Here is a 19,431-nt window from a genome sequence, read left to right as displayed (position 1 = left end):
CGAGCGGTCCTTTTGGTAGTTTTCCCGCCGCTTGGGGCGTCGCACGGCACGGATTGCGCCCCGTCCATGCGGGATAAGCCTAAGTAATACAAAGAAGGGGGGATGAGAACAATGACTGAAACCGCCAAGAAAAAGCGCGGCATGCCCTCATCGTTCACCATTCTTCTTGCCCTATTGGCAATCGTCGCCGTCATCACCGTAATTGTTTCCGGTACGACGGATGCCGTGACCGCTGCTACGTTCAGCGACTTCTTCACGGCACCGGTCAAGGGCTTCGCCGATGCGTTGCCCGTCTGCCTCTTCGTAATGATCCTCGGCGGCTTCCTCGGCATGATGACCGAGACCGGCGCGCTGGACAACGGCATCGCCGTGCTCGTTCAGAAGCTCAAGGGCCGTGAGATTTGGATTATTCCGGTGCTCATGTGCCTGTTCGCCCTCGGCGGAACCTCCTACGGTATGTGTGAAGAGACGGTCCCGTTCTACGCCCTGCTCGCCGCCACCATGATGGCTGCCGGCTTCGACCCGCTGGTCGGCGCCGCTACCGTCCTGCTCGGCGCGGGATGCGGCTGCCTGGGTTCCACGGTCAACCCGTTCGCCGTCGGTGCCGCCGTCGATGCCCTTTCCTCCAAGGGCATCGAGGTTGATCAGACCATCATCATTGGTCTGGGCTTCCTGCTCACCGTCGTGACCACGCTGATCTCCATTATCTTCGTGATGCGCTACGCCAAGAAGGTCAAGGCCGATAAGGGTTCCACGTTCCTGTCTTTGCAGGAGCAGAAGGACGCCGAGGCCGCCCACGGCGCAGCTGCCGCCGAGGCAGCCAAGGAGGTCAAGCTTACCGGTCGTCAGAAGGCCGTTCTGGGCATTTTTGCTTTCACCTTCGTCGTCATGATCGTCGGTTTCATCCCACTGGGCGACCTTAATGCGGGAGTCGCAGGCTTCTTCGACAATTCGACCCACGAGACGGTCGAGACTGAGGTTACCGGTGGTGACCTCGCCGGCTTCTACGATGAAGAAAACGGTACTGCCACTGAGCTCGGCGGCAACCTCGCTGACGAAGTCGTGGGCGTTTCCTCTTCCGACGTCGAGACCTCCCAGGCTTGGTCTGCGGTTATCACCGGCCTTCCCATTGGCCAGTGGTATTTCGATGAGGCTTCCACGTGGTTCTTCGTCATGGCGATCGTCATCGGTATCGTGGGCGGCCTGTCCGAGAAGCAGATCGTGAACACGTTCATCACCGGCGCCGCCGACATGATGTCCGTCGTCCTGATCATCGCGCTGGCCCGTGGCATCTCCGTTCTCATGGCCGCCACCGGTCTGGACATGTACGTGCTCGACGCCGCCGCCGCCATGCTCAGGGGCGTTCCGAGCTTCATCTTCGCCCCTGTGGCGTTCCTGGTCTACTTTGGCCTTTCCTTCCTGATTCCGTCCACGTCCGGTATGGCAACCGTGTCCATGCCCATTATGGGTCCGCTGGCTGCCGGTTTGGGCTTCTCGCCCGAGGTCATGGTCATGATCTTCTCGTCCGCCATCGGTGTCGTGAACCTGTTTACTCCCACCTCCGGCGCGATCATGGGTGGCTTGTCGCTCGCCAAGATCGAGTGGACTACGTGGCTCAAGTTCGCCATGCCGCTCATTGTGATCCTCACGCTTGTGAGCATGGTTATCACGACGGTGGCCTGCATGGTGATCTAGTACCCGATGGGTGCTTTGCGGCCGCGATCATAGCGTAAGCACCCCATGTGGGCTCCGCGGTCGCTCAATAGCCGTCCGACCGGTCACTTGAATCGTCTTGCGATCGGTTGCGACCTACCTTTCTGCCCCCTCCCGTTTCCGTGCGCGGGAGGGGGCGCTTGTGTTTCGCGGCGGTGGGGCCTGTGCGTGTCGGGGCGATTGCGTGAAATGCGCGTGCGGCACGGGCGGGGGAGCGAAACTCGGCTACTATGTTTCGGTACCGCCATATGACAAAAGGAGCCGAACGCATGCGCCAGGGTTTCGATAACGAGAAGTACATTGCCAACCAAGCCGAGCACATCAAGGAGCGCATCGCCCAGTTCGGCGGCAAGCTCTACCTTGAATTCGGCGGCAAGCTGTTCGACGACTACCATGCGAGCCGCGTGCTGCCCGGCTTTGAGCCCGACAGCAAGTTCCGCATGCTTAAGAGCCTGGCGGATGACGTTGAGATCATCATCGCCATCAACGCCAACCATATCGAGAAGAACAAGGCCCGCGGTGACCTTGGCATCACGTACGACGAGGATGTCTTGCGCCTTGCCGACATTTTCCGTTCCAACGGATTCCTCGTGGGTGCCGTCGTGCTCACCCAGTACTCCGGTCAGCCTGCCGCCGACCAGTTCCGCCGCCGCCTCTCCATGCTCGGCATTACCTGCAAGCTCCATTACCCCATTGAGGGCTACCCCCACGATATCGACCTTATCGTGAGCGAGGAGGGCTACGGCAAGAACGAGTTCGTCGAGACTTCTCGTCCGCTCGTCGTCGTGACGGCGCCTGGTCCGGGCTCCGGCAAGCTCGCTACCTGCTTGTCCCAGCTCTACCATGAGCACAAGCGCGGTGTCGCCGCGGGCTATGCCAAGTTCGAGACCTTCCCCGTGTGGAACCTGCCGCTCACGCATCCCGTCAACATCGCGTACGAGGCAGCGACGGTCGACCTCGACGACGCGAACATCATCGACCCGTTCCATCTCGAAGCGCATGGTGTCACCACGGTCAACTACAACCGCGACGTCGAGGCGTTCCCCGTGGTCAAGGCGCTCATGCAGAAGATCTTGGGCGAGAGCCCCTATCAGAGCCCTACGGACATGGGCGTGAACATGGTGGGCTACGCGATCAGCGACGACGACGCTTGTCGCGAGGCGGCCAACATGGAGATCGTCCGCAGGTACTTCGGCGCCGCGGCCAACGTCAAACGCACGGGTTGCGGCTCTGAGCAGGTCGACAAGCTCAAGGCGATCATGCAGAAGGTCGGCGTCACCAAGGATCAGTCTCCGGCTCGTTCCGCAGCCTTGCTTAAGGAGGAGACCACGGGGTCGCCCGCGGGAGCCATGGTGCTGCCCGACGGCACGGTCGTCACGGGCAAGACGTCCACGCGCCTTGGTGCCGCGAGCTCGCTCATGATGAACGCGCTGAAGGCCGTTACCGGCGTCGACATTGAGCTCGAAGTCATCTCCAACGATGCCATCGAGCCCATCAGCCGCCTCAAGACGAGCCAGCTGGGCAGCGTCAATCCGCGTCTTCACCCGGACGAGACCCTCATTGCACTGTCCATCACCTCCGCTACGAGCGAGGTTGCTGCGCGCGTGCTCGCCGGTCTCCCCAAACTGCGTGGCTGCGATGCGTTCTTCTCGGTGATCATCTCGAGTTCGGATGAGGCGCTGCTGAGGAAGCTCGGCATCAACGTATGCTGCGAGCCCAAGTTCGAGCGTAGCGGGTATTATCACCGCTAAACCATGCTCCCCATGACGGACCTCGAAGACTGCTGCCGGGAATACCTTGCCCATCTGGTGGTGGAGCGCAACCTCTCGCGGAATACGGTGGCTGCGTACCGCCGCGACCTCGAGGGGTATCGAGCGTTCCTGCTCGGACGCGGTATCACAAGTCCATCCGCGGTGACCCGACGTGATGTGGAGGAGTTTGTGGCCTCGCGTCGCGACGCCGGGTCGGCGGATGCGTCGGTCAATCGCGCCCTTTCGGCCGTCAAGGGCCTTCACCGCTTTCTTGTCCGCGAGGGGCTGGTCGATACGCATCCGACATCGACCATTCGACTTCCCAAGGCCGAGCAGCGCCTTCCGGACGTCATCTCGATCGAATGCGCAAACGCCCTGCTCGATCAGGAGTTTCCTCAAACCGCCGCCGGAGAGCGGGACCATGCGGTGCTCGAGGTCCTTTACGGATGCGGGATGCGGGTGAGTGAGCTCACGGGTCTCGACATTCGTGACCTATATCTTGACGATGAGTTTGTCCGTGTGGTGGGAAAGGGATCCAAGGAGCGCCTTGTCCCCATCACAGGCTCCGCGCTCAGGGTTCTGCGCTCCTATCTTATAAATGGTGCCCGCAATGACCTGCTCCGCCATTCCCGCGGCACCGCCGTCTCCCCGTCGGTGTTCCTCAATGCTCGTGGCACCAGGCTCTCGCGTCAAAGCGTTCACGCTATCTGCGAGCGCTACGGCCGCATGGTTGGCATCGAGGGCCTGCATCCCCACACCTTGCGCCACTCATTCGCGACGCATATGCTCGCCGGTGGCGCCGACCTGCGCGCTTTGCAGGAGATTCTGGGGCATGCCGATATCTCCACGACCCAGCTGTACACGCATCTCGATCAGACGCAGCTGCGCGAAGTCTACCTTGCCGCCCATCCACGCGCCTAGGTTCATGGCCTGCCTTGGCGTCTGCGCCGCCGCATGGGGTGGGATGCTCGCCCACACGCCGCCCACAAGTCAGGCACAACTCGAAAATCGGTTCAACCTCAACTAGAAGGTTTAACCTGCGGATATCGCATCGACCCGTGGTGGTCGTACATTGCCCAAACACAAGATGTTGTGTGTGTCCAAACGGCTGTTCGCGTCCGTTTGATGGGGCGTTCGGGGTGCGTGGGGAGCTGTGGGGGAGAAAGTGGGAAAAAGTGTTGCGAAAGGGGAGAAGCCCCCATAGAATGAAAAGCGTCGACGGCGGGGTGGCTCCCGCATATGCCCACGAGTAAGCCTAAGGGGGTGTGCGCCAGTGTATTTCAACGGTACCTACGATCGAAATCTCGATGCGAAGGGACGTTTGTCCCTGCCGCCCGCCTTCAAAAAGCAGCTCGAGGGTCATGTGCGCGTCCTTCCCGCTCCTGAAAAGGAAGTCGATGCCCTGTACGTGTTCACTGAGGACACGTTCAAGGTCTGGGTTGACTCTGTGTTTGAGGCAAAGGGCGGGTTCAATCCCACCGACCGTTCTCACCGCATGGTCAAGGAGGCTCTGTACGGCGCGGCAACCACACTCGAAATAGACTCCGCCGCCCGCATCAGCCTTCCCGAGCATGACCGCAAGAAGGCTCACCTGGATCGCGAGGTCACGGTCGTCGGTGGCGACGACCGCCTGGTGATTTGGGATCGTGAGACCTATGCGGCACGTCAGGCTGAGACCGAGGATATCCTCGCGGGCTTCTTCGATTAGGAAAGGCCTTATGGACGCGAACGGGGGACAGGTACGTTGACACCTGAATATCGGCATGAACCAGTCATGCTCCAAGAAGTGCTCGAGCAGCTCCAGCTCGCAAGCGGGTCCGTTGTGTGCGATTGCACGCTCGGCGGTGCCGGACACTCGGTGAAGATGGCGGCGCAGGTTGGACCCCAAGGGCTGTTGCTCGGGATCGACCAGGACGACATGGCGCTCGAGGCGGCGGGAAATCGGCTTGACGTCGAGGCCCCGGGTACGCCCCACAAGCTCCTCAAGGGAAACTTCGGGGACTTGGACGAGCTCCTGTGCGCAGCGCAGGTGCCTGGCGTCGATGGATTCCTGTTCGATCTGGGTGTCTCGAGCCCCCAACTCGATATCCCTGGTAGGGGTTTCTCGTACAACGAGGATGCCCCGCTCGACATGCGTATGGATCCGGGAACCAACACCCTAAACGCAGCTGAGGTCTTGAACACCTATACCGAAGCCGACCTCGCCCGGATTCTTCGCGTTTATGGAGAGGAGAAGTTCGCTCGCCAGATCGCGCGTGAGATCGTGCGCCGTCGGCAGGTGACGCCGCTCCAGACGACGGGAGACTTCGTCGAGGCGATCAAAGCCGGTATACCGGCGGCGGCGCGTAGGCACGGAGGGCATCCGGCCAAACGCAGCTTCCAGGCGATTCGCATCGAGGTCAACCATGAGCTCGATGTGCTCGAACGCGGCCTCGAGGCGGCGGTTCGTTGGTTGAACCCGGGAGGTCGCGTATGCGTCATCTCGTACCACTCGCTTGAGGATCGCATCGTCAAGCAACATTTCCAGGAGCTCTCCAAAGGATGCACCTGTCCGCCGGACATTCCGGTGTGCGTGTGCGGGAACGTGCCGATAGTCAAGGTCACCACCCGCAAACCGCTGGTTGCGACGGCCGAGGAGGTCGCCCGCAATCCACGCGCGAGATCGGCGAAGATTCGCTGCGCAGAGCGTCTATAGCTCCGCGTTCGCCACCCGTTCGTCTCGCGCCGCTCGTATTATCACTGCTTCCGGGACGGAGGGTTGCATATCATGGGTTACCACACCTCAAACGCAGCATATGCCTATGATATGCAGCCCGAGACGTATGCCGGGCACGCTTCCGCCCCCACACCTTCTGCGCGTCCTCGCCTTGATGTCGTCACCGGTGCGGGCCGTGAGGCGAGCCAGGAGGTCAGCCCCCAGTTCACGCATTGCGTCAAGGTCTTCGCCGTGCTCGCGGTTCTGTTCGTCGCGATTGGCGTCTTCCGCGTGGCTCTTGCCGGCCTTACCACCGCAACGCTCAACAACGCCGCGACCCTCTCCAACGAACTTACCGAGGCTCAGGAGCAGAGCTCCGAGCTTGAGGTCATGCGTGCCGTGTATGGCTCGTCCACGCGCATCCGCGACCTTGCGGAGGGCTACGGCATGGTTACCGCGGACAGCGGTATCACGCTCGATTTCACCGAATATGTCGATTCGAGTGCCGACACCGGCGCGAGTGCGCTCTCTGCGCTCGGCCAGTAGTTGGGCGGCACGTCTTCATGTCTTCGAATTACGATAGGAGGCGGGGCTCCGGCCGCGCGGGCGGCTCGCGTGGCGGTGCCCAAGATGGGCTCCGTGGCTCGCGCAGCCCGCGTGGTGCACGCGGTGCACGTGAAGAGTCGCGTGGGCGCGATGCCCGCGTCAAGACCGATCTGCTTCATTCCGACTTGGCGCGTGAGAACATCTCGCGCCACGGCTTTCTCATGGGCGGTTTGGGGCTCGCCGGTCTGCTCATCACGGCGCGCCTTGCCGATTACCAGATCTTCAACGCCGACCGCTACCTCGCCGAGGCGGATGCGCGCCGCATGATAAGCCAAACGCTCTACGCCAAGCGCGGTACGATTTACGACCGCAACGGCACGGTACTCGCCTCGAGCGTCGAGTGCAAGAACGTCTACGTGAATCCGCAACTCATTGAGAAGAAGCAGCGCAAGAAGGCGATCGCCGCACTCGTTGACGTTTTGGGCGTCGATGAGGAGTACGTGGCCGATCTCATCGACCAAGACACGACCTTCGCCTATGTGAAGCGCCAGGTTGATGACGAGGATGCCGAGTTGCTCGCACAGAAGGAGATCGCGGGCATCGAGTTCGAGCCGTCAATCAAACGCGTGTATCCGAATGGCACGCTGGCGTCGCAGGTGCTCGGCATCGTGAACGTGGACAATGTGGGCGTTTCGGGCCTCGAAAAGCAATATGACGAGATATTGACGGGCGTGAACGGCTCGTTGGTTCGCGAGCGCGCCTTGGATGGCACGTTCATCGCCGGTGGAGCGTATAAGAAGATCCCCGCCCAAGATGGCATGGACATCGTGCTTGGGATCGACGCGAATATCCAGCGCGTCGCCGAGGACGCCATTGCCGAGGTGGTGGAGCGTGTGGGCGCCAAGAACGGTTCCGTTTTGGTGAGTGATCCCACGACAGGCGAGATCATCTGCGCGTGCTCGTATCCCACCTATGATCCTACTGACTTGGCAAACGCCTCGAACGAAGATCTCAATCTGCGCGTGGTGACCGATGTCTACGAGCCGGGCTCGGTCTTTAAGTCCTTCGTGGCGGCCGCGGGAATCGAACACGAGGGGATGACCCCCGACACCGCCATGGACGTGCCCGCCATGGTCCGGGTGGGCGATGACGAAGTCCGTGACGCCGATAAGCGCGATTATGGCCTCAATATGACGCTGCGCGAGATGATGCGGCGCTCCTCGAATACAGGGTTCGTCTTGGTGGGCGAGAAGATCGGTGCGGACGACTTCGACCGGTACGTCATCAAGGACTTCGGGTTCGGCACCTCGACGGGCATTGATTTTCCGGGCGAATCGCTTGGCATCATCAAGGGTCGATCCGAGTATGATGGCGCGACCCTGGGTTCGATGTCGTTTGGTCAGGCGCTTGCCGTCGAGCCGGTGCAGATGGTGCGCGCCATGAGCGCGATTGCGAACAAGGGCGTCATGACGACCCCTCATTTCCTCAAGACACGTGCCGGGCAAGAGGTCGATTGGACCGATGGCGAGCAGCAGGTGCTGAGTGCTGAGACCGCCGCCGCCGTTGCGGATATGATGCGAACGGTCGTCGATGAAGGTACCGGCACCGGAGCGCAGGTCTCCGGTTACGAAATCTCGGGAAAGACGGGAACCGCGGAGCGCGCCGTGGAGGGCACATCTGGCTATCAAGAGGGAAACTACATGTCTTCCTTCATGGGTTTCGCGTCCACCACTGATGCGCGCGCGATGTGCTACATCACGCTTGACGGCACGGCTGCCGGCTCCGATGCGGCGACTCCGGTGTTCAAGACGATCATGGAGACGGCGTTGCCGGCGTTGGGCATCAAGCCCACGCGATAGGGTTCACACAGCCTGCACCACATCGAAGGGCGGGCGGGGTACCATATCACGTTGCAAGGAGCGCGATCAGGAAGGGTTACCACTTAATATGGTTGAGATCGCAGTCAAGTACCTCGAGAGCACCACGGGCGCGCGCCGCGTCGCGGGTGATCCCGATCGCGTATGCCGCGGCGTCGTCATCGACTCCCGCGAAGTCGGGCCGGACGCCATCTTCGTCGCGTTCCCCGGCGAGCGCGTCGATGGAAACGATTTCGCCGCCGCCGCTATTGAGAAGGGCGCCGCCGCCGTCGTGATGACGCGGGAGCCCGACCAGACTCTCGTCGATGCCGCCCATGCGCGCAATTGCTCGTTGTTGATCTGCGACGACCCCACCGAGTTCCTCTTGCGCCTCGCCCAGGGCTACCGCGCGCGCCTGCACTGCACCGTGATTGGTGTGACGGGCTCCATCGGCAAGACCACCACCAAGGACGTATTGGCCGCCTGCCTGGCAAAGCGCTTCCGCGTTCACGCCACCGCGGGCAACTACAACAACCTTATCGGCTTGCCGTTGACCATCCTGTCCGCCCCCGCCGACACGCAGATGCTCGTCCTCGAGATGGGTATGAACGATTTCGGCGAGATCGCTCGCCTCACCGCGTGTGCCCAACCGACCTTTGCCATCATCACCAAGGTGGGCACCTCGCATATCGGCATGCTCGGGAGCCGCGAGGGGATCGCCCGCGCCAAGGCCGAGATTCTCCAGGGCATGCCTCCGAGTGCCGAGAACTTCGAGGGGCACCATTCCGCCCTCGTGCTGCACGGCGAGGATGATTTCACCCCGCTCATCATCGAGAAGTATGCGCGGCCTCGCGGCATCGATGTGGTGCTTGCGGGCACCTCGACCGATGATGACGTCTATGCGACCCATGTAGAGCTTGATGAGACGGGGTGTCCGCACTTCGACATCACGTTCGAGGATGGCTTGAGCTTCAAGACGCACCTGTCCATTCCGGGTGCCCAGTCGGTGCCCAACGCGCTGTTCGCCGCGACCGTTGCGCACCGTCTCGGCGTTCCGGGTTTCGAGATCGACGAGGCGTTTTCCTCGCTTGCACTGACTGGCCGCCGCGCGCAGGTCCGCCATGCGACCTGCGGTGCCCGCGTTATCGACGATTCGTACAACGCCAGCCCCGAATCCATGGCAGCCGGCCTCAACTTGCTCGAGAGTCTTCCGTGCTCCGGCACGCGTATCGCCATCTTGGGCGAGATGGGCGAGATGGGCGAGGAGGCTCCGCGTCTCCATGCGCTCACCGGTGCCTATGCCGCCGCGAAGCGTCCCGGCCTGCTCATCTGCGTGGGCGGTGAGCTTGCCGAGGAGATGGCCACTGCCGCGCGTCTCATGGGTCTCGACGAGGGCGACGTGCACGTCGTTCCGTCGTGCGACGTGCTTATCAAGCGCTTCGCCGGGGTGATCGGCGAACGCGACCTCGTGTTGGTGAAGGGTTCGCGTTTCGTCGGACTCGACCGATTTGTGGAAGAGGTGTGCGCCGATGCTCGGTAACCCCGCGTATCCCACGTACCAAGTCTTTTTGGCCATTTTCATCTCGGCGGTGATCGCCGGGCTGATCATGCCGCTGTGGATCCGTTTCCTTAAAAAGGACGGCATCGGTCAGCAGATCCGCGCGGACGGCCCGCAGTCCCACCTGGTGAAGGCGGGAACTCCCACCATGGGCGGTGTGATCATCTTGCTTGCCGTGGTGCTCACCTGCTTCATCATGGCTAAGCCCACCATCGACCTCATGCTCGCCGTGGGCGCGATGCTCGCCACCGGCGCACTTGGGCTCTTCGACGATGTGACCAAGGTCGTGCAGAAACGCTCCCTTGGCCTCACGCCCGCGGGCAAGATGATCGGTCTTACGCTGATCGTCTGCGTCTTCTTCGTCATCGCGGTGAACTACTGCGATGTGGCCCCGGTGATACGCTTTCCCGGCGGTTTTTCCATCGACTTGGGAATCCTCACCACGACGCTGACCATCTCCGGGATGACGATCGATATTCCGTGGCTGTACCTTGTGTTCGTGTTCTTGCTGCTTGCGGGCATGTCCAACGCCGTCAACCTCACCGACGGCCTCGACGGCCTGGCGGGCGGTACGGTCATGATCTCCATGATCGTGATGGCCGCCGTGTGCTTTGTGTGCCACGACGCCAACCTCGCCATATTCTGCGCGGCATGCGCTGGCGGCTGCATCGGCTTTTTGTGGTTCAACGCCTATCCCGCGCAGATCTTCATGGGTGACACGGGCTCCCTCGCCCTGGGTGGTGCTTTGGCCGCCGTCGCCGTGCTTACCAACACCGAGGTCGTCTCCCTTGTCGTGGGCGGCTTGTTCATCACCGAGACGCTTTCGGTGATGATTCAGGTTGCGAGTTTCAAGGCTACCGGCAAGCGCGTGTTCCTCATGGCGCCCATACACCATCATTTCGAGAAGAAGGGCTGGGCGGAGACCAAGGTGGTCATCCGGTTCTGGATCGTCTCCGCGGCGTTCGGAGCCCTTGGCCTTGCACTCTTCTTCCAGCTGGGTTAGGAAGTTCATATGCCGTTGCCGCAACGTTTCAGCCTTCTCGTCCTCGGGCAGGGAGGGTCCGGTCTCGAAGTCGTCTCATGGGCCGTCGATCACTTGGGCGAGCGTGTCAGCTCGGTCACAACGTACGGGGGCGCGAGTTCGGAACCCTCAGATCGCACGCGTGCGCTTGAGGCGCGAGGCGCCCGGTTCGTCTATGGGACCGAGGTTGTCGAAGGCACATACGATATTTGCGTGGCGAGTCCGGGTATCTCCGAGTTTTCCGAGTTTTTCCGCAATGCCGGGGCGGTGAGTGGCGAGATCATGGGCGAGCCTGAGTTCGCGTGGCGCCTATCGCCCGAACGCTGGTGCGCCATCACCGGTACCAACGGGAAGACGACGGTGACGTCGCTCACCAACGAGCTCCTGCGCGCATCGGGCCTGCCGAGCGTCGCGGTGGGCAATATCGGCAACGTCTGCATCCACGATGTCGATCGCCGCGTTGAGGGGGAGTGGTTCGTCGCCGAGCTTTCGAGCTATCAGATCGCCACGACGAGCGAGCTGCATCCGCGTGTCGCCGTTCTGCTCAATATCACGCCCGACCATCTGGGTTGGCACAAGACGCATGAGAATTACGCTCTGGCGAAGATCGGCTTGTTCCGCAATATGGACGAGAGCGATATCGCCATCGTCAACGTGGAGGACGAGGGCATTGCGGCCTTTGCCGACCGCGTGTATGTGCCGGGACGCCGCGTGCTCAAGCTCTCGCTTTCCGATGCCGGTGGCCCGGATGCCGCGTTCGTGCGTGACGGGAATCTTGTTGTGCGCCTGCACGGCGAGGAAACCGCCCTCGTGCGCGTGGACGAGCTCAATATCGCAGGCGCCCATAACACGTTGAACGCTCTCGCCGCGTCCACGGCGGCACTCGCCTGCGGGGCGAACGCGGAGGGTATCCGTGCCGGCTTGGTCGCGTTTCAGCCGCTGCCTCATCGTATTGAGCCCGTCGGTGAGGTTGCCGGCGTGACTTATATCAACGACTCCAAGGCGACGAACACCGACGCGGTCGAAAAGGCCCTCACTGCCTTTCCCAACGATCGCGTGATCTTGTTACTGGGCGGTGCCGATAAGGGTACTCCGCTCGATGAGTTCATGTCCGTCGTGGTGGAGCACGCCACTGCCGTCGTGTGCTTCGGAGCCGCCCGCGAGCGATTCCGCGCCGCCTTGGCCGAGGCTCCCGCTTCCACCGAGATCGATATCGCCGAGGCCGATGACTTGCGCGATGCCGTGGACGTTGCCCGCTCCCTCGCGCAGCGCGGCGACGTCGTGTTGCTGTCGCCTGCGTGTGCGTCATTTGACGAGTTTTCCGGCTTCGAGGAACGCGGCGATGCGTTCCGATCTTACGTGGCGGAGCTTTCCGCCCTCGAGGGGTAACGCACCGTGGATGAGCCCAACGTCGTCTCCGGCGTGGCCGACGATGCCAAAAAAGACAAAAGGCCGTTTGGCGCGTTCCGTCGCACGCGCGATGAGCGCTCGGTAACTTCGGGCGGTTCGAGCGCGTCTCAGGCGCGTCCCGGCAAGAGATCTCGCCGTGGTGCCACGGCGACCAGTCATTCCGAGTTGGGGGAGAAGCTGATCGCCGGCGTTCCCGCGCGGATTATGCGTCCCCGCCTCGTGTTCATCTCGTGCCTGATCGCGATCTGCGCCTTCGGGTTGCTGATGGTGTACTCTGCATCGTCTGTCGAAGCCCTCAAGGAGGAGGGAAGCTCCTGGCACTACGTCTTTCGCCAGGCCATCTTTATGGTCATCGGGTTCAGTGCGTTCGCGGTTATCGGCACGCGCAAGATCATTCCCTGGCAGGCGTTTCGCACTCGTTTCGTGACGAGCGTGTGGTGGGCAGTCGTCGCGCTGCTCGTCATTGTGTTGGCGGTCGGTGCCGGTGGCGAGACGTGGGGCGCCTCTCGTTGGATTCCACTGGGCTTCTTCAACTTGCAGCCCGCCGAGCTCGCCAAGCCCGCGGTCATCGTCTACGCGGCAAACATCCTCGCCGCGTATTACGACGATGGCACCCTCGACACCTCGTCGTTCTTGTTTTACCTGCTGCTTTGCGTGGGTGTGCCCGCGGTGCTCATCTTTGCCGAGCCCGACCTGGGAACCACGATCATCATTGTGGCGACGGTCTTTGCCATGGCCTACATCTGCGGCATTTCATACCGCCTGATCGCCGGCGCATTCGTGCTGATGGTCTTGGCGGGTATCATTCTGGCCGTCGCATCGCCCTACCGTTTCGCCCGCCTCCTCGTCTTCCTCGACCCGTGGAGCGACCCGTACGGCGACGGCTTCCAGGCGACGGTCGCCATCATGGCATTCGCCTCGGGCGGTCCGTTCGGTCGCGGCATCGGTAACGCGACCATGAAATATTACTATCTGCCCGAAGCCCACAACGACTATATCCTTGCGATTATTGGTGAGGAACTCGGTTTTGTTGGCATGGCCATCTTCGTCGCCGTGTTCCTTGCCATGATCGCCGCGGGGTTCTACATCGCGCGCCGCTCGCCGACCCTCCATGGCCAGTTGGTCGCTGCGGGCTGTTCGTTTGTCTTGCTCATCCAGTTCATCATCAACTCGTTTGGCATCTTGGGCCTTTTGCCGATGACGGGTAAACCGCTTCCGTTCGTCAGCTACGGCGGTTCTTCGGTGCTCACGTCGCTCATACTTGCGGGATTCATCTTCCGCGTCTCGGTCGAAAGCAACGTCCAAACCTCTGCCGACCGCCGTCGCGCAAGCTTCCATGTTATGGCTGCGGGTAACGTGGAGGAGGATTCCGGTGTGGGCGATCCTATGCCGCGCGGTCGTGGCGGATTGCGCGTATACGAAGGGGGCGCCCCATCTTTGCCCGATCGTCCGCGCGGTCCGCGTCCGCGTGGCGCGCGGAATGTCCGCGCATCGGAGCGGATGCCGCGCCCAGGTGGGTATCAGCGCGTGGATTTGGGCGGCGGTGCCTCCGAACGACTCCGTTCGCGTGACGCACGGCCTCGGGTGGATTATGGTGGTATCGCAGGCAACCCTCGCCCGCGCCGTTCCGGTGAGTCTGGTCGCGGTGATGGTAGAGGGCGAACGGGGAGGAGCCGTTATGACCGATAGCAGGCATTTGGTGGTCGCCATCGCCGCAGGTGGCACCGCAGGCCATGTGAATCCCGCCTTGGCACTCGCGGATGAATTGCGCTCCCGTGGGCACGAGGTTCACTTTTTTGGCGAGACGCGTCGTTTGGAGGGCTCACTTGTGCCCCAGGCGGGCTTCCCGTTCCACCCCGTTCACGTGACAGGCTTCGATCGACAGCGTCCGTGGACGCTCGTCACGGCCCTTATGCATCTAGCGCGTGAGGAGCACCGCTTGGTGGGCGAGTTTCAGTCTGGCTCCCTGCTCATGCCGGATGTTGCGATCGGTTTTGGGGCATATCTCGAGTTGCCGCTCGTGCGCGCCGCGGCTAAGCTCGGCATTCCCGTTGCCCTGCACGAGCAGAACTCCGTTCCCGGTCTTGCCAACAAGCGCTCCGCCAAGCTCGCGCGGCTCATCGCAACCGGTCAGCCGAGCGTGGGGGACATCCTTCGCGAGCATGCCGGCTCTGCCACGCGCATCGTGTTCACCGGCAATCCTGTACGCCGCAGCGTGCTTGACGGCGACCGCGCACGTGGCCGCGCCGCTCTTGGAATCGATGAAGACGCGACGGTGTTGTTGGTCTTTGGCGGGTCCCTGGGAGCCAAGCACCTCAATGAGCGGCTCGCGGAACTCAAAGGCGCACTGCTCGCGATCGAGGGCCTGCATGTGGTTCAGTCGACGGGCAAGGGTGGCTACGATGACGCCGTCGCGGCCCTCGATCTGAGTGGCGACGAGGGCGCACGCTGGCAGGTCCGATCCTATATCGACGACATGGGCGATGTCCTCGCCGCCGCCGACCTTGTCTTGTCCCGCGCCGGCGCATCCTCAGTGGCCGAGATCGCCGCCCTCGCGGTGCCCTCTATCCTCGTTCCGTACCCCTTTGCCACGGCCGACCATCAAACCACCAACGCCCGCTTGCTTTCCGACGCCGGTGCCGCTGTGGTCTTTGCGGATGCGGACATCGATGGCGATTCTTTCCGCGAAGAGCTGCTCACCTTGTTGCACGACCCCGCCCGCCGCTCCGCGATGCATGACGCCGCCTGCGGCCTAGCCCAAGATAAAGCCGCCCAAGTCCTAGCCGACGAGCTAGAAGCCCTCGTGTAAGGGGGCCCATCGACAGAGTCCCCGCAGCCCCTCTCCTGCGGACATCGTCCCGCGCGCAGTTCGCGAAGCGCTGTTTGAGCACGGGATGATATGCCGTGGGGCGGGGCGATGGGACCCGAGGCAATGCGAATGGCGTATACTAGATTAGTTTACGTATGCGATCATGCGAGGAGAGTCATGTCGACCATTGCAGTTCCCGAGGCGACGACCGCCCCGATGTTCAAGAGCGCTCACTTTATCGGCGTCGGCGGTGCCGGCATGAGCGGCATTGCCTTGGTTCTCCATGAGCGTGGGTTCACCGTCACGGGTTCCGACCTCAAGACCTCCCGCTATGTCCGTCAGCTCACGCGCTCCGGCGTCAACGTCCACGTGGGGCATAAAGCCGCCACGATCGATGAGGTCAAGCCCGATGTCGTGGTGGTTTCCACGGCGATCCCCGAGACTAATCCGGAGCTCATGCGCGCGCGTGAGCTCGGTATTCCCGTTTGGCACCGCGCCAAGATGCTTTCTGCCCTCGGGTATGGCCGCACGACGGTCGCCGCTGCTGGTACGCACGGCAAGACGACGACCTCTTCTATGGTTGCGACTATGCTCGACCGCATGGGGCTCGACCCGAGCTTTTTGATCGGCGGTGTCGTTGAGGGCTATGGGACCAACGGCAAGAACGGCGATGGGGAGTACTTCGTCGTCGAGGCGGATGAGTCGGACAGCTCCTTCCTCTACCTCGATCCCCATGTTGTCATCGTGACCAACGTCGAGGCCGACCACATGGACCACTATAGCTCGCTCGCCGAGATCGAAGACACGTTCTGCGCGTTTATGCGTTTGGTGGACGAGGGCGGCGCGGTTATCGTCTGTGGTGAGGATCCGCGCCTCGTCGAGCTCGCCCGTTCGACTGGTCGTTCGGTGTTCACCTATGGTGAAGGCGAGGGTTTCGACGTCGTTTGCACGCCGCGGGCTTCCAGCCATACCTTCGGTACCGATTTTACGGTCGCTCTTCCCGATGGGGCTGTTCGCTCCGTCTCCATTAAAAACAATCCCGGTCGTCATAACATGCTGAACGCCACTGCCGCCCTTGTTGCGGCCTATGTGCTCGGCCTCGATACACAGGAGGCCGCGACGGCCCTCTCCACGTTCGAGGGTGCCCGCCGCCGTTTCTCGCACGTGGGTGAGACCCGCGGCGTCATGCTCGTGGATGACTACGGCCATCACCCGACCGAAGTGAAGGCGACGCTTCATGCTGCCAAGTCTTTGGACTTCCAGCACGTTGTCGTCGTGTTCCAGCCGCACCGCTATTCGCGTCTCCAGGCGCTGTGCGATGACTTCGTCGACGCGTTTGCAGATGCGGATACCGTTGTGCTCGTAGATGTCTTCCCTGCGGGCGAGATGCCCATCCCCGGCGTGACGAGCAAGATGCTCGCCGATAAGATTCGCGCCGCCCACCCCGACAAACAGGTGCGTTACGCGTCCGACCATCAGTCCCTCATGGCCTGTTTGGATGAGGTCGCGCAGGCGGGCGATCTGCTCATCACCATGGGTGCGGGCGACGTCACCGCCGTCGGCCCCGATTATCTCGAGTATGTCGCGAGCAAGGATCAATAGTCGATGGGTGTGTTCAACGCCGTCATGTCGCTCTCGGGCACGATCGACACGGACATTATCGAGCAGGAGAAGCTCGCCCGTCACACGAGCTATCGCATTGGCGGCAAGGCCGATCTGTTCGTGACCTGCCATAGCTATCATTCCCTGCGCCGCACCATCGAGGTGCTCGCCCGCGAGCGGGTGCCATGGGTCATTATCGGAAAGGGCTCCAACCTGCTCGTCGCCGATGAGGGTTATCGTGGGGCGGTCATCACGCTCGGCAGTGAATTCTCCCGCTTCGTGCTGGGTGAAGATGGTCGAACCATCACCGTCGGTGCCGGTGCCATCCTCGCGCGCCTGGTGAACGAAGCCCTTTCCAAGGAGCTCGCGGGCCTTGAGTTCGCGGTGGGCATTCCGGGAACCGTGGGAGGCGCGATTTCCATGAACGCCGGCTCGCGAACCGAGTGGATTGGAACGCTTGTTCAAGATGTCATGACGTATAAGCCGAGCGAGGGGATGCGTCATTACGGGCACGACGACATCGCCTGGGGGTATCGCGAGTGCGGAATTCCGCGCGATGAGATCATCCTCGAGGCGACACTTGAACTCATGCCGGGCGTGAAAGATGAGATTCGCACTCGCATGGAGCGCGCCCTAACGCGTCGCCGTCGTACGCAGCCGCTCGGCGTTCCGTCCTGCGGCTCGGTGTTCCGCAACCCCCCCGATCGCGCCGTGGGCGCCATGATCGAGGAATGCGGATTAAAGGGTTTTTCTCAGGGCGGGGCGGAAGTCTCGTCCGTTCACGCTAACTTTATCGTGAACAAGGGAACCGCTTCCGCGGCAGATGTCTCCGCGGTCATACGGCACGTGCACAAGACGGTAAGGGAGAGGTATGGCGTCGAGCTACAACCAGAAGTCAAATTCCTCGGCTTCTAGGGCTCCCAAGCCTACCTATCGTCGTGCCGCGGCAGCCAAGAAGACCCCGGCTTCCAGGAACCCGTCGTCGGCTCCTCGGCCCGCTCCCGCCTCGAGGGCGTCGACGAAGCCCAAGCCCGTCTCTGCGCGTTCGCAGATTGCCCGGCCTGCGTCTGCCATGGGCGTCTCGAAGGCAAAGCGCCCTGTCCCCACCAAGCGTGGCGTGGTTCCCGGCAAGAGCGCCAAGGCCTCTGCCCGGCAAAGGCAATTGCCCCACGGCACGCGCCCCGTCGCTTCCCCCGCGGCGGTTCGAGCTGCCGAGAAAAAAACTTCCACCGCTCATGTTTCGTCTTTGACATCCGGTAAGAATAAGGCCGCAAAGATCGCCGTGCCCGGGGTCAAGCGCGCGAGCATGCCCGCTGCTGGTAAGCCCAGCTCGAAAAAAACGGGTGTCGTCCGCGTCCTGCGTCCCCTCATGGGGGTCTTCACGGCAATCGGGGGCTTCTTTACCGCGCTCGCTTCAAAACTCAACATCCGCAAACCGAGTCGAGGCGTGCTCATCGCTGGCGTGGGCGGATTTGCCGCCGTGGCACTTGCCGTCGTCGTCATTGCGAACTCTGCGCTCTTTGAGGCCTCCGATATTCAAGTGCGGGGTAGCGATCACGTTGAGCAACAGACGGTGCAGGCTCTTGTCGATATTCCCGAGGGGACGACCCTGCTCAACGTCGACGAGAAGGCTATTCTCGAGCAGCTCCAGGCGAGCCCGTGGATCAAGGGCGTTCAGATTGAACGCTCCTGGCCGCATGCGCTCGTCATCACGCCTGTGGAACGCCAACTGAAGGCCATCGCGTATATCACCGCGGACGAGATCGCCTGGGCGATCGGCGATGACGGTACTTGGATTGCTCCCGTGACCCTTCTGGTCGCCGTCGATGCGGAGGGCAACGAAGTGGAGGTGGGCGAAGATGGGTCTGTGCCCGAGGGTGCCACCCTGCTGTCCTCCCAGGAGGCCGCGTTGAGGGTCGCACAAGATTCCGGCGCCCTTCTTTTGACCGATGTGCCCAGCGATATCTCCCCCAAAAGCGGCGAGCCGGTGAATTCGGACGTGGTTTTGGCGGGACTTGAATACGCAAACGGCTTTTCCTCGGAGTTCGTGGCGCAGATCAAGAGTTTGTCGGTCTCGTCGGTGGAGGCAATTTCGGCATATCTGATCTCCGGCGTTGAGGTCTCGCTCGGCGCGCCGGACAATATCACCGAGAAGGAGCGCGTGGTCACCAAGCTGCTGTCCCAAGAGACGGGTGTGTCGTTCATCAACGTCCGTGAGCCTGGCGCCTACACGTTCCGTAGCGCTCCACAATAGGCTGCCGATGAGGGTTGACTGGTAATGCTCACGAGGTCTGGCGCGTTTCTGACGCGCGCCATTTTTGCGCTCGCCGAACGGTCTTTGGGAATACCAGCGGAAATGCCGTATACTTCACAATATGCGCAGGTCGGTTTGACTTGAGAGCCTACTTTGTGCAAACATAGCACGGTTTACCTTGACTTTTAATCTCTAGTTGAGGGTTAACGTCGTGAC

Annotated in this window: 15 protein-coding genes; all 15 read left to right on the top strand. The window is 62.0% G+C overall.

From position 1 onward, the window contains the following. Positions 1 to 102: 102 nt before the first annotated feature. The 15 genes from Q5Q88_RS02195 to Q5Q88_RS02125 all read left to right on the top strand — a co-directional run bounded on the left by Q5Q88_RS02195 (position 103) and on the right by Q5Q88_RS02125 (position 19,215). The gene (locus Q5Q88_RS02195; RefSeq protein ID WP_330005776.1) at positions 103 to 1,695 is read left to right on the top strand and encodes a YfcC family protein; all 1,593 of its coding nucleotides are present in this window, start codon (positions 103 to 105) and stop codon (positions 1,693 to 1,695) included. 287 nt (positions 1,696 to 1,982) lie between these two features. Then, a complete protein-coding gene (locus Q5Q88_RS02190) occupies positions 1,983 to 3,464 on the top strand; it encodes a DUF1846 domain-containing protein (protein ID WP_118654169.1) in 1,482 nt (493 codons plus the stop codon). A gap of 12 nt (positions 3,465 to 3,476) precedes the next feature. Beyond that, a complete protein-coding gene (locus tag Q5Q88_RS02185) occupies positions 3,477 to 4,385 on the top strand; it encodes a site-specific tyrosine recombinase (protein ID WP_302741548.1) in 909 nt (302 codons plus the stop codon). Positions 4,386 to 4,737: 352 nt separating this feature from the next. Then, positions 4,738 to 5,172 carry a division/cell wall cluster transcriptional repressor MraZ gene (locus tag Q5Q88_RS02180; protein WP_118654167.1) on the top strand — a complete coding sequence of 145 codons (435 nt, stop codon included), beginning with the start codon at positions 4,738 to 4,740 and terminating at the stop codon, positions 5,170 to 5,172. Between the two features lie 36 nt (positions 5,173 to 5,208). Next, positions 5,209 to 6,159: a 16S rRNA (cytosine(1402)-N(4))-methyltransferase RsmH gene (gene rsmH / locus Q5Q88_RS02175; RefSeq protein ID WP_302741546.1), complete on the top strand. Its 951-nt coding sequence runs from the start codon at positions 5,209 to 5,211 to the stop codon at positions 6,157 to 6,159. A 72-nt stretch (positions 6,160 to 6,231) separates the two neighbouring features. After that, complete coding sequence (locus Q5Q88_RS02170; RefSeq protein ID WP_118654165.1) at positions 6,232 to 6,705, top strand: hypothetical protein; 474 nt, start codon at positions 6,232 to 6,234, stop codon at positions 6,703 to 6,705. Positions 6,706 to 6,722: 17 nt separating this feature from the next. After that, complete coding sequence (locus Q5Q88_RS02165; RefSeq protein ID WP_368076126.1) at positions 6,723 to 8,564, top strand: peptidoglycan D,D-transpeptidase FtsI family protein; 1,842 nt, start codon at positions 6,723 to 6,725, stop codon at positions 8,562 to 8,564. 88 nt (positions 8,565 to 8,652) lie between these two features. Next, complete coding sequence (gene murF, locus Q5Q88_RS02160) at positions 8,653 to 10,101, top strand: UDP-N-acetylmuramoyl-tripeptide--D-alanyl-D-alanine ligase (RefSeq protein WP_302741543.1); 1,449 nt, start codon at positions 8,653 to 8,655, stop codon at positions 10,099 to 10,101. Continuing rightward, the gene (gene mraY, locus Q5Q88_RS02155; protein ID WP_118654163.1) at positions 10,091 to 11,122 is read left to right on the top strand and encodes a phospho-N-acetylmuramoyl-pentapeptide-transferase; all 1,032 of its coding nucleotides are present in this window, start codon (positions 10,091 to 10,093) and stop codon (positions 11,120 to 11,122) included. Before murF ends, mraY begins: the two co-directional genes overlap by 11 nt. 9 nt (positions 11,123 to 11,131) lie before the next feature. After that, the gene (gene murD, locus Q5Q88_RS02150; protein ID WP_302741540.1) at positions 11,132 to 12,529 is read left to right on the top strand and encodes a UDP-N-acetylmuramoyl-L-alanine--D-glutamate ligase; all 1,398 of its coding nucleotides are present in this window, start codon (positions 11,132 to 11,134) and stop codon (positions 12,527 to 12,529) included. Between the two features lie 6 nt (positions 12,530 to 12,535). After that, on the top strand, positions 12,536 to 14,239 hold the full coding sequence (gene ftsW / locus Q5Q88_RS02145) for a putative lipid II flippase FtsW (RefSeq protein WP_302741538.1): 1,704 nt from the start codon (positions 12,536 to 12,538) through the stop codon (positions 14,237 to 14,239). Beyond that, on the top strand, positions 14,229 to 15,359 hold the full coding sequence (gene murG, locus Q5Q88_RS02140; protein ID WP_294121798.1) for an undecaprenyldiphospho-muramoylpentapeptide beta-N-acetylglucosaminyltransferase: 1,131 nt from the start codon (positions 14,229 to 14,231) through the stop codon (positions 15,357 to 15,359). Before ftsW ends, murG begins: the two co-directional genes overlap by 11 nt. A 177-nt stretch (positions 15,360 to 15,536) precedes the next feature. Continuing rightward, positions 15,537 to 16,961 carry a UDP-N-acetylmuramate--L-alanine ligase gene (gene murC / locus Q5Q88_RS02135; protein ID WP_302741535.1) on the top strand — a complete coding sequence of 475 codons (1,425 nt, stop codon included), beginning with the start codon at positions 15,537 to 15,539 and terminating at the stop codon, positions 16,959 to 16,961. Between the two features lie 3 nt (positions 16,962 to 16,964). Next, positions 16,965 to 17,876 (top strand): UDP-N-acetylmuramate dehydrogenase, encoded by a 912-nt coding sequence (gene murB / locus Q5Q88_RS02130; protein ID WP_302741534.1) that lies wholly within the window; start codon positions 16,965 to 16,967, stop codon positions 17,874 to 17,876. Beyond that, a complete protein-coding gene (locus Q5Q88_RS02125) occupies positions 17,833 to 19,215 on the top strand; it encodes a cell division protein FtsQ/DivIB (RefSeq protein ID WP_302741533.1) in 1,383 nt (460 codons plus the stop codon). The genes murB and Q5Q88_RS02125 overlap by 44 nt, the downstream gene beginning before the upstream one ends. Positions 19,216 to 19,431: the final 216 nt, after the last annotated feature.

Source organism: uncultured Collinsella sp., from assembly GCF_959026545.1.
Taxonomy (GTDB): Bacteria; Actinomycetota; Coriobacteriia; order Coriobacteriales; family Coriobacteriaceae; genus Collinsella.
Note: the sequence above shows the minus strand (reverse complement) of the source record. Positions and strands in the feature narration are given on the sequence as shown.

Bases quoted from the DNA above. Each gene is read 5' to 3' on its own strand.
- Q5Q88_RS02195 (WP_330005776.1), top strand. From the start codon at position 103: ATGAGAACAATGACTGAAACCGCCAAGAAAAAGCGCGGCATGCCCTCA.
- Q5Q88_RS02190 (WP_118654169.1), top strand. From the start codon at position 1,983: ATGCGCCAGGGTTTCGATAACGAGAAGTACATTGCCAACCAAGCCGAG.
- Q5Q88_RS02185 (WP_302741548.1), top strand. From the start codon at position 3,477: ATGACGGACCTCGAAGACTGCTGCCGGGAATACCTTGCCCATCTGGTG.
- Q5Q88_RS02170 (WP_118654165.1), top strand. From the start codon at position 6,232: ATGGGTTACCACACCTCAAACGCAGCATATGCCTATGATATGCAGCCC.
- Q5Q88_RS02165 (WP_368076126.1), top strand. From the start codon at position 6,723: ATGTCTTCGAATTACGATAGGAGGCGGGGCTCCGGCCGCGCGGGCGGC.
- murF (WP_302741543.1), top strand. From the start codon at position 8,653: ATGGTTGAGATCGCAGTCAAGTACCTCGAGAGCACCACGGGCGCGCGC.
- mraY (WP_118654163.1), top strand. From the start codon at position 10,091: ATGCTCGGTAACCCCGCGTATCCCACGTACCAAGTCTTTTTGGCCATT.
- murD (WP_302741540.1), top strand. From the start codon at position 11,132: ATGCCGTTGCCGCAACGTTTCAGCCTTCTCGTCCTCGGGCAGGGAGGG.
- murG (WP_294121798.1), top strand. From the start codon at position 14,229: ATGACCGATAGCAGGCATTTGGTGGTCGCCATCGCCGCAGGTGGCACC.
- murC (WP_302741535.1), top strand. From the start codon at position 15,537: ATGTCGACCATTGCAGTTCCCGAGGCGACGACCGCCCCGATGTTCAAG.
- murB (WP_302741534.1), top strand. From the start codon at position 16,965: ATGGGTGTGTTCAACGCCGTCATGTCGCTCTCGGGCACGATCGACACG.
- Q5Q88_RS02125 (WP_302741533.1), top strand. From the start codon at position 17,833: ATGGCGTCGAGCTACAACCAGAAGTCAAATTCCTCGGCTTCTAGGGCT.